General features: G+C 67.8%; 1 protein-coding gene. It reads left to right on the plus strand.

Annotation, left to right across the window (positions count from 1 at the left end):
• On the plus strand, window positions 1–202 hold a 202-nt coding region (locus OO52_RS45955; RefSeq protein WP_158712724.1), incomplete at both ends, for an AMP-binding protein.

Consider the following 202-nt stretch of genomic DNA (forward strand, 5'->3'; position numbering starts at 1 on the left):
CCAAGGTGTGGGCCCGGAAAAGCGGGTCGCGATCTCACTGCCCCGCTCACTGGACTGGCTCATCGCCGTCCTCGCAGTGATGAAGTCCGGCGGCGCCTACATACCCGTCGACCCCGAATACCCCGCCGACCGCATCACCTACATGCTGGAGGACTCCCGCCCCGTCCACGTCCTCGCGACCCCGCTGGACGAACTGCCCCTG

It is taken from the genome of Streptomyces flaveolus, assembly GCF_000716535.1.
Classification (GTDB): Bacteria; Actinomycetota; Actinomycetes; order Streptomycetales; family Streptomycetaceae; genus Streptomyces; species Streptomyces flaveolus_A.